The organism is Streptomyces swartbergensis (assembly GCF_002148965.1).
In the GTDB taxonomy this organism is placed as follows: Bacteria; Actinomycetota; Actinomycetes; order Streptomycetales; family Streptomycetaceae; genus Streptomyces; species Streptomyces swartbergensis.
The window spans coordinates 1-9,016 of the sequence record NZ_NGFN01000345.1; the positions used below are offsets into that span (position 1 = coordinate 1).

Sequence of the window (9,016 nt, forward strand, 5' to 3'; positions counted from 1 at the left end):
GCCGCACACCATGTCGCTGGCGACCTCCGACGAAGCCGGCCTGCCCGACGTACGGATCGTCATGCTGCACGGCGCCGACGAGACCGGCTGGTCCTTCGCGTCCCACGCCGGCAGCCGCAAGGGCCGCCATCTCACCGCCCGCCCGTACGCCGCGCTCTGCTTCTACTGGCCGGTCCTCGGCCGGCAGGTACGGGTCCGCGGCCCGGTGTCGGCGGCCCCGTCCGAGGAGGCCCAAGGCGACCTCCACGCCCGCTCGACGGGCGCGCTGGCCGCGGCACTGACCGGCCGCCAGAGCGAGATCCTGGGCTCCGTGGAGGAGTTGGCACGGGCCTCGGAGTCGGCGTGGGACCGGGCCCGGAGCGAGCCGGAGGCTCCCGTACCGTCCTGGACCCTGTACCGGCTGCGGCCGGAGGAGGTGGAGTTCTTCCAGGGAGACGAGGCGCGGCGGCACGTACGGCTCCGCTATCGGAGCACGGAGGAAGGGTGGACGCGGGAACTGCTGTGGCCGTGAACGGGCTTGGGCGTATCGCGCGTTGCATGTTCCGGGATGCGGGTCGGGGGTTACGGCGCGTCGCGTGTTCCGGGATGCGGGTCTGGGGTTACGGCGCGTCGCGTGTTCCGGGATACGGGCCTGGGGTTACCGCGCGTCGCGTATCCCGGGATAGGGGCCCGGGGTTACCGCGCGTTGCGTACGCCGAGAATGTAGGCCGCGGTGAGCGCGACGGCACGGTCCGCGTCATGCGACAGATCCGCGAGGGTACGTGACGCCGTGCTTCCCGGGATGTCCGCGAGCGCCTGTGTCAGCCGTAGCCGTGCGGACGATCCGACGGTGCCGTCGGTGAGGCAGTCGACGAGCCTGGCAGCGATCTGATCCGCCAAGGCGGGACGACCCGCCAGCGCGCTCAGTGCGTCCGCCGCGTCGACGTCGTTCGCCTCCTCGACGATCATGTCGATGAGCGTCGGGACCGCGTCGGCCACTCCACGTGGCCCGAGCGCCACAGCCGCATACCTGCGGACCACGATGTCGGGGTGCGCGAGGGCGTCCCGCAGCAGGGCGGTCGCCTTGCCGCTCGGAATCTCGGCGATGGACTGGACGGCACGCTTCCGCACCTCGGCCGCCGGTGAGCCGAGACCCTCCGCCAGCAGCGCCGGTGCGCCGTCGCCCGATTGCGCCAAGGCCCATCGAAGGGCTCCGGCCACATTCGGGTCCGTCTCGCTCAGCGCTGCCTCGACCAGTGCTTCCACCGGCACCGGGACCTCTTCGACCGAGGACAGGGCCGCGCGCTGGCGCGTCCCTGCGCTCTTCGAGCCCAACGCCTGGAGAAGGGCGACGATCTGCAGGACGTCCTCCCAGCCGGCTGGCTCCGCGGCACCGATCCGGCGGAGTCGCGTGAGCAGCTCCGTCTCGGCTGCGATGCGTTCCCGCGTCTGGCGGATGAGGTCGTCGACGAGTTCCGAGGGCGTGAAGCCGGGATCGTCGAGCGCGCGCCCGACGTCACGCAGCGACAGCCCCAGCGACCGCAGGCTCTCGATATGGAAGATCCGCCGGATGTCCTCACCGGAGTACTCGCGATAGCCGGCACCGGTACGACCCGTCGGCCGCACGAGCCCGAGCGAGTCGTAGTGCCTGAGCATGCGGGCGCTGACCCCGGACCGCCGTGCCACATCACCGATCAACACTGCCTGTCACTCCTCCTGGCCGGCCGCGCCGAGGACCACGACGCGCTTCGCCTCCTCGATCGCGAACTCGAACCCGGCATCCGGGTCGCGCGACAGCCGTTCCGTGGCGATCGCGTGCGCACGCACCCGGGGGTCGGGATCGGTCATCGCCGCGCGCAGGATCGGCATGGTCCCCTCACCGAGCGCGATCAGCGCCCGGCTGAGACTCAACCGCGTCTCCCGCTCGCCGCGCCCGAACTGTGTCACCAGCACGTCGGCCAACTCCTGCTCCTCACCCTCGGGCACGAGAACGACCGCCGCTCGCCAGGCGCTGCGCGCCACCTCGTCGTCGGCGTCGGTCAGCAGCGCCCGCGTGATCGCCGGCCACGCCCGCCGGTCTCCGATCTTGGACAGCGTGTGCAACGCCTGGCTCCGTGCCTGCGCACGCTCCGAGCGGAGTTCGCCGACGAGCCCTGGGACCGTCATCGATGCCGGGTGGCGGGTGAGCGCCCAGGTGAGCATTTCACGGACGTGGAACTCCGGCTCGACCGCGCATCGTTCGATGAGCCTGCCGATGAACCGCGGGTCGGGGGTCGTGCCGACCGCCAGCGCCGCCCGCAGCCGCACCGACGGGCTGCTGTCCTCCAGCCCCTGGAGAACTCGAACCGTATCCGTGTCCTGTTGCGGCATGCTCATCGGGACCACCTCCTCGGCACAGTGAAGGCCTTGTCACGGTGTCAAGGTCAAGCGGTCGCGGACCGTCCGGTGAAGTCGTACGCCGCGAAGTCCGCCACCGGCCGGTACCCGATCCGCTGGTACAGGCCGTTGCTGGTCGGGTTCGACAGGTCCGTGAAGAGGAGCACCTCCCGCGCTCCGGCGGCCAGGGCGGCGCGGCTGACCTCGGCCGTGGCGGCGCCCGCGTAGCCGCGGCCGCGGAGGTGGGGCGGGGTGTAGACCGGGGCGACGCGGACCTGGCCGGCGACCTGAAGGGTCGTTCCGGCCATGGCGGCGGGGGTGCCGTCGGGCGTCTCCCAGAACGTGATGCCGCCCTGCTCGATACGGGCGTTCGCCCACTCGGCGGCGTCCGCGAAGACGCCCGTGCCGACGGCTGCGACGAACTCATCGTGCCAGCGGATGAGTTGCTCGCGGTCCGCCTTACCGGCGATGCGGGGCCCGCCGGGCGGCAGGGGTCGGGGCACGGTCAGGGTGCCGAGCCGGTAGAGCCGCTGGCGCTGACGGAGGGTGGCAGTGGCGCCCGTGTGCCGCTGCCAGGCCTCGGCGAACGCGGTGGCGGTGTCGCGGTCGGCGTGCACGCCGGGCAGGCGTTGCCCGAGGGCGGCCAGCCGTGCGGCCAGCGCATCGGCCTCCTCGGCCGTCAGGACGGTGAGGTTCAGCCGGTGCGGTGGTGTGCGGAAGAACGTCGCCCGGACCGCGCCGTCCTGTTCCAGCACGCCGAACTCCGGCACTCCCTCGCCGTAGATGTGCCGGCCGCGGGTGCGCAGGTTCTCCGTCACGGTCAACGGGAGGGTGTGGAGATCCGGCTGGGAGTGGAGGAAGGCGCCGGCTCGGGTCAGGAAGGCGTCGAGGTCCCGGGTGAGGTGCCAGTCGTCGGTGGGCATGGCCCATGATGCCGCCCGGGCCCCGGCCGGCACCTCCGAATTACGCCCCGGGCCCTCGACCCGCATCCCGCTCCGGTTCCGCATCCGGTTCGGCATCCACATCCGCATCCGCATGCGGTTCCGGATCCGTCGCCAGCCGGGCGTGCAGGTGGGCGTCCCGGAACGCGTCGTGCCGGCCCTCCTGGAAGATCGCCCCGCGCAGGGTTCCCTCGTACGCGAATCCGCACCGTTCGGCGATCCGGCAGGAGGCGTCGTGGCCGACGGCGTGGTCCAGTTCCAGCCGGTGCAGGCCGAGTTCGGTGAAGGCCCAGTGGGCGGCGAGCAGGAGGGCCCGGGTGGCGACGCCCTGGCCGCGGGCCTCGGGGAGCACCCAGTAGCCGACGCGGGCGACCTTCACGTGGTACTTGATCTCGTTGACGCCGATGTGGCCCAGCGCCGTGTCGCTGCGGGCGTCCGCGACCCGGAACGACATGGACGTGCCCTCCGCCGCGCTCTGTGCCCGCGTGCGCAGCGACTCCCGGGCGCTCGTCCGGTCCGTGACCAGCCTCAGCGGGGTGTTCCAGCGCTGGAACTCCGGGTCCCGCAAGCCGCGCAGCCATGTCTCGACGTCGGAGCCGGATGCGGCGTCCCAGGGGCGGAGACGGAGGCCGCGGCCGTGGATTTCCGGGAGGGGGCCGGTCAGGGACCGGCCGCGTATGGGGGCCATGGGGCCATTCAAGCGCGTGGGGCGGTGCCGTTCACCCGCCAGCCGCGCCCGGCACGACCCGGAACACCGGGATCCCTTCCCGGAAGGCGACCTCCAGTTCCGCCCCGGCGGACAGTTCCTCCGCCGAACCCATTCCCACGACCTCCGTCATCATCCGCGGCCCCTCGGCGAGGTCGACCACGGCGGCGACGTACGGCGTGCGTTCCGCGAAGGGCGGCAGGTCGTTGCGGTGGACGACGGACCAGGTGTAGAGGGTGGCGCGGCCGCTCGCGGGCTCCCAGGTGACGTCCTCGCTCCAGCAGTGGGGGCAGAACTCGCGCGGGTAGTGGTGGGCCCGGCCGCAGGCCCGGCAGCGGCGGATCAGCAGCCGGCCCTCGGCTGCCGCCTCCCAGTACGTCCGGGTGAAGGCGTCCGGTTCGGGCAGGTCGAAACGCCCCGCCATCAGAACAACCCCAGCGCGCTGTCCAGGGACCAGGTCTGCCAGGACATCCCGAACAGCCCGACCACCGTCATCAGCGCCATCATGGAGTTCTGCCCCTGCTCGGCGACGTCGTGGATCATGAGGGTGAAGTAGAGGGCGTTGAGGAGAAAGCCGCCGACCAGGGCGATCGGGGTGAGGAAGCCGGTGATCAGGCCCAGTCCGAGCGCGAGTTCCGCGTAGACGACGACGTACGCCATCGTGCGCGGGTGTGGCGCGACGACCGAGTCGAAGCCCGAACGGACGGCGCTCCAGCGGTGCTTGGCGGCTATCCCGGCCGCCCACGTGATGCCGGTGCCCCTCTCGAACCAGGCCTTGCGGTCCTTGTGCCGCCAGCTCTCCAGCCACCACAGCCCGAGCCCGATCCGCAGCACGGCCAGCCATTCCGCTCCGGTGAGCCAGATCGTGTCCATGCCCATGCTCCCGCGTTGCCGCCGCCCTTGGACCGGGACCTGACGGTACGTCAGGTACGGTGCTGTAACAAGCCCTGGAGCGAGCTCGGCGAGGTGCCGGGCTGTGCCGGCAGGATCGAAGATCTGATGGAGGTGTGCGCCGGGCAGGTGTGCTACACGCCGGCCACGTTCGCGCGCCTGAGTGGCAAGGTCGTCCTGCGGAGGGCCGCAGCAGGTAGGAGCGGGGATGGTCGTCGCCGCCGTCTAGGACCGGGATGAGCTGCTCATAGCAGGACAGCGGCAGGGGGCTGCTCCTCGATGACTGTCTGCCGTATCACCGGATCAGAGAACATGGGCGCGACGTCCGCCTCGTCCCACCAGTCGGTCCGGCGGGGCAGCCTGCCGTTCACGGCCATCCTGGTGTCCCGCCGCCATCAGGTGTTCGGCCACAGGGTGTACTTCGCGGGGAGGCCCCGCCACGGAAGGTGCGGTCTCGGTTGAGTCTCCCGTGGGGGGAGACACCAAGCTGGGGACATGGACAGCGACGCGCTCTATTCCATCGGAGAACTATCCCGCCGGACGGGCCTGACAGTGAAAGCCATCCGGTATTACTCCGACCAGGGCATCGTCCCGCCCACCACCCGTAGCCCGGCGGGCTACCGGCTTTACGGCCACGACGCACTCGCCCGCCTGGATCTGGCGCGCACGCTGCGCGATCTCGGCCTCGCCCTGGCGACCGTGCGCAGGGTGCTGGACCGGGAGGCATCCGTACCTGAAGTCGCGGAAGCACACGCCGACGCCCTGGACGTTCAGATCCAGACCCTCCGCCTGCGCCGGGCAGTACTACGAGCAGTCGTCAGAGGCTGCCCCACCACCATGGAGATGGACCTCATGCATCGACTTGCCACGCTGTCCCGGACCGAACAACGCCGACTGGTGACCGATTTCGTCGACGACGCCTTCAAGGGCCTCGACTCCAACCCCGAGTTCGTGACCTTGATGCGCTCCGTTCTGCCCGAGCTCCCCGAGGATCCCACGCCCGAACAGATCGGGGCGTGGGTGGAACTCGTCGAACTCTGCCAGAGCGCCGACTTCCGTGCCGCGGTGCGGCGTGTAGCCGAGGAGCAGGCGGAAGAGCCTTCCCTGCAGGAGGTCACCGGCCTCCACGACGGTCTCGACCAAGCGATGCGTGAACGCATCGACGAAGCCGTATGCGCCGGCATCCTCCCCGCTTCCGCCAAGACCGCACCCCTGGCCGAATCACTGGGCGGCCTGTACGGCCACGCCTTCGGGTGTGCCGGCGACGGCGATCTGCGCCGCTGGCTCCTCGCCCGTCTGCAGATGTCCGTCGACCCACACGCGAAGCGCTACTGGCAGCTCCTGGCGACGATCAATGGATGGCCTGCATCACCGACCCTCGCTCCCGTTCACACCTGGTTCACCACCGTTTTCGGCGGTACTTCCGCCGTGGTAGCGACGTCTTGAGCTCCGGAGGGCACCACGTGAAGTGCGACGTACTGCAGATCGGCAACCTGCACCGGCCGCGCCACTACCCCCGAGGGCTCCAGCGCGTCTTCTGCTGTCCGCCCTGATGAGCGTGCGCTATGACCCCAACTCACGGACGTATTACGACCGCAAGCGCGCCGAGGGCAAGCTCCACACCCAAGCCCACCGGCTAGTTCGGTTGATCATCAGACCGCCACAGCCAGCGCAAGGCATCGGGGAGCAGGACACCACCGTGGTTGGGGCTGTGGTCGCCATCGCCCAGGACGAGGCGGAAGTCGTAGCCGGCTTCTGCGAGTGCTGCCGCGACACGCAAGTTGTCGGCGAGCCAGTTCGCCTCGGGCTCGTTCCAGCGCAGGTCACGATGGCCCGCTTGGAGGAAGATCCGCAGCGGCTTGCGGGGGACACGGGGAATGACTTCGGGGTACGGGTTGCCGTCCGGCATCTGCGCGAAGCTGGACAGGTATCCGATGACGCGGCGGAACTTGTCCGGGCATAGCCACGCCGCGGTGAAGGCGCAGTTGCCTCCGCTGCTGCCGCCGCAGATGCCCCACTGATCGGGGTCCTCGGCGATCGAGTAGCGCTTCCTGACCTCGGGGATGATCTCGTTCAGGAGGAAGCGGACATACTGATCGTCGTATGCGTCGTACTCGGTGTTGCGGTTCTTCGGATCCTCAGCGTCGGGGAAGACGCCGGGGTCGACGAACACGCCGATGGTGACCGGGATCTCCCCGCGGTGGACGAGGTTGTCCAGGACTATCGCGCCGCGGACCTCCCCTCCGGGGTCCAGGTACCACCATCCGTCCTGGAACACCATCAGCGAGGCGGGCTCGGAAGGGTTGTACCGCGCGGGCACGTGGACCCAGAACTTCCGGGACGTGCCCGGGTAGATCGCGCTGTCGTTCCAATCGCATTCGATCGTCTCGCCAGCGGGCACGCCGGGTTGTACAGCCGAGTCGGGGCCGTGGGCGTAGCGAACGTCCGATTGGTCAACCGGAAGCGGCTGGTAGGGCACCTCGATCGTCACGCGGGCCAACCTAGGAGAGATCGCGAACCGTCTCAAAGGGGTTTAGGACCTGCCCCAAACGGCTTGACTTCCCGTGAGTGCCGCCAGGATCACGACACCCCCGCCAGCCGCACGACCGCCGCGATCGACCGGTCGACGTCGGCCTCCGTCGTGCTGTGGCCGGACACCGACACGCGCATCAGCCGTCGGCCGCGCCAGGTGGTGGCGCCCATCCAGCAGGTGCCGTCGTTCTGCACCGCCTGTACGACGTGGTCGGTGCGGGCGTCGTCGCCGAAGCTGACGAGGACCTGGTTGAGTACCACGTCGTGGACGACCTCGTAGCCCGCCGCGGACAGGCCGTCGGCGAAGCGGCGGGCGAGCAGGCAGCAGCGGTCCACGAGCGCGGCGACGCCGTCACGGCCGAGTTCGCGCAGCGCCGCCCATGTGGCGAAGCCGCGTGCGCGGCGGGAGGACTCGGTGGTGTAGTCGGCGCCGCCGGCCGGAGTGCCGCCGGCGCGGGTGAGGTAGGAGGCGGTGTACGACAGAGCTCCGGCGTGGACGGCGGGGCGGGAGCAGAAGGCGTAGCCGCAGTCGTAGGGCACGTTCAGCCACTTGTGGCCGTCGCAGGCCCAGGAGTCGGCCAGCTCGACGCCGTCGACGAGGTGGCGGGTCGCTTCGCTCGCGGCCGCCCACAGGCCGAAGGCGCCGTCGACGTGCACCCAGCCGCCGTGGGCATGGGCGAGATCGCAGGCGGTACGCAGGTCGTCGCAGGCGCCGGTGTTCACGTTGCCCGCCTGGGTGCAGACGATCGCCGGCGTGCCCGGGTCGGATGCCAGCACGCGGCGCAGGTCGTCGGTGTCGAGGGCGCCGCGTCCATCGGTGCGGACCGTCTCCAGGCAGTCGGTGCCCAGGCCGAGCAGCCGCAGCGAGCGGTCGATGGTGGCGTGGCGTTCCTCGCCGGCGACCACCCGCAGGCGCGGGGCGCCGCCCAGCCCCTTGCGCCCGACGTCCCAGCCGGCCTCGGTGAGCAGATGCTGCCGGGCTGCCGCGAGCCCCGCGGTGTTGGCCGCCTGGCCGCCGGTGACGAACCCGGTGGACGCCGTGGAGGGAATGCCGAGCAGGTCCTTCAGCCAGCCGCCCGCCGCCTCCTCCGCGGCGAGCGCGGCGGGCGAGAGTGCGGCGTTGAAGGCGTTCTGGTCCCACCCGGCGGCGAGGATCTCCGCGGCGGTGGCCGCGGGCAGCGCCCCGCCGACGACGAACCCGAAGAACCGCGGCCCCGCGGTGGCGACGAGTCCGGTCTCGGCGGCGGCCACCAGCTCGTCGACCACCGTGAGCGGGTCGGCGGGCGAGCGGTTCAGGGGGCGGGAGAACGCGGCGCGCAGGGCCGCGTGGTCGACGGGCCGCGCCACCGGCCGCTCGGGCAGCGAGCGGCGGTAGGCGGCGGCGTGCTCGGCGGCGCGATGGAAGATCGCGGTCAGCTCGTCCATGGCCGGACGGTAACCACCTCTCCGAGCGGTTGGGAACGGCCAATGGAGGGAAGATCGGACTGCCCTCCGATACCGCTCTCCGATACGGATGCCCGCGGACGGGTAGCTCGCGCCGTCACACCCCCAGCACCACCGTCCCCGACGAGCAGAACCACCCACCCGTCCG

General features: G+C 71.0%; 10 protein-coding genes. 2 read left to right on the forward strand and 8 right to left on the reverse strand.

All coding sequences use genetic code 11. From position 1 onward, the window contains the following. The coding region (locus tag CA983_RS35690; protein ID WP_086604893.1) for a pyridoxine/pyridoxamine 5'-phosphate oxidase at nucleotides 1-511 on the forward strand (511 nt) is incomplete at its 5' end. Nucleotides 512-675: 164 nt separating this feature from the next. Here CA983_RS35690 and CA983_RS35695 read toward each other — a convergent pair. From CA983_RS35695 to CA983_RS35720, 6 genes are read right to left on the reverse strand one after another with little or no spacing between them, the layout of a single operon-like run. After that, nucleotides 676-1,680, reverse strand: coding sequence for a HEAT repeat domain-containing protein (locus CA983_RS35695; RefSeq protein ID WP_086604894.1), 1,005 nt, complete (start codon nucleotides 1,678-1,680; stop codon nucleotides 676-678). 6 nt (nucleotides 1,681-1,686) lie between these two features. Next, nucleotides 1,687-2,355, reverse strand: coding sequence for a HEAT repeat domain-containing protein (locus tag CA983_RS35700; RefSeq protein ID WP_086604895.1), 669 nt, complete (start codon nucleotides 2,353-2,355; stop codon nucleotides 1,687-1,689). A 47-nt stretch (nucleotides 2,356-2,402) separates the two neighbouring features. After that, on the reverse strand, nucleotides 2,403-3,278 hold the full coding sequence (locus tag CA983_RS35705) for a GNAT family N-acetyltransferase (protein ID WP_086604896.1): 876 nt from the start codon (nucleotides 3,276-3,278) through the stop codon (nucleotides 2,403-2,405). Between the two features lie 40 nt (nucleotides 3,279-3,318). Then, nucleotides 3,319-3,984 carry a GNAT family N-acetyltransferase gene (locus tag CA983_RS35710; RefSeq protein WP_086604897.1) on the reverse strand — a complete coding sequence of 222 codons (666 nt, stop codon included), beginning with the start codon at nucleotides 3,982-3,984 and terminating at the stop codon, nucleotides 3,319-3,321. 31 nt (nucleotides 3,985-4,015) lie between these two features. Next, nucleotides 4,016-4,426, reverse strand: a complete 411-nt coding sequence (locus CA983_RS35715; RefSeq protein ID WP_086604898.1) for a Zn-ribbon domain-containing OB-fold protein — start codon at nucleotides 4,424-4,426, stop codon at nucleotides 4,016-4,018. Then, the gene (locus CA983_RS35720) at nucleotides 4,426-4,875 is read right to left on the reverse strand and encodes a DoxX family membrane protein (RefSeq protein WP_086604902.1); all 450 of its coding nucleotides are present in this window, start codon (nucleotides 4,873-4,875) and stop codon (nucleotides 4,426-4,428) included. The genes CA983_RS35715 and CA983_RS35720 overlap by 1 nt, the downstream gene beginning before the upstream one ends. 513 nt (nucleotides 4,876-5,388) lie before the next feature. Between CA983_RS35720 and CA983_RS35730 the strand changes: the two genes are divergently transcribed. After that, entirely contained in the window at nucleotides 5,389-6,339 is a 951-nt protein-coding gene (locus CA983_RS35730) for a MerR family transcriptional regulator (RefSeq protein WP_086604899.1), read from the forward strand. Nucleotides 6,340-6,529: 190 nt separating this feature from the next. On the opposite strand, the gene CA983_RS35735 is transcribed toward CA983_RS35730, so the two are convergent. Together CA983_RS35735 and CA983_RS35740 are read right to left on the reverse strand one after the other, a co-directional pair. Next, entirely contained in the window at nucleotides 6,530-7,384 is an 855-nt protein-coding gene (locus tag CA983_RS35735) for an alpha/beta hydrolase (protein WP_086604900.1), read from the reverse strand. A gap of 89 nt (nucleotides 7,385-7,473) precedes the next feature. Beyond that, the gene (locus CA983_RS35740) at nucleotides 7,474-8,850 is read right to left on the reverse strand and encodes a pyridoxal phosphate-dependent decarboxylase family protein (RefSeq protein WP_086604901.1); all 1,377 of its coding nucleotides are present in this window, start codon (nucleotides 8,848-8,850) and stop codon (nucleotides 7,474-7,476) included. Nucleotides 8,851-9,016: the final 166 nt, after the last annotated feature.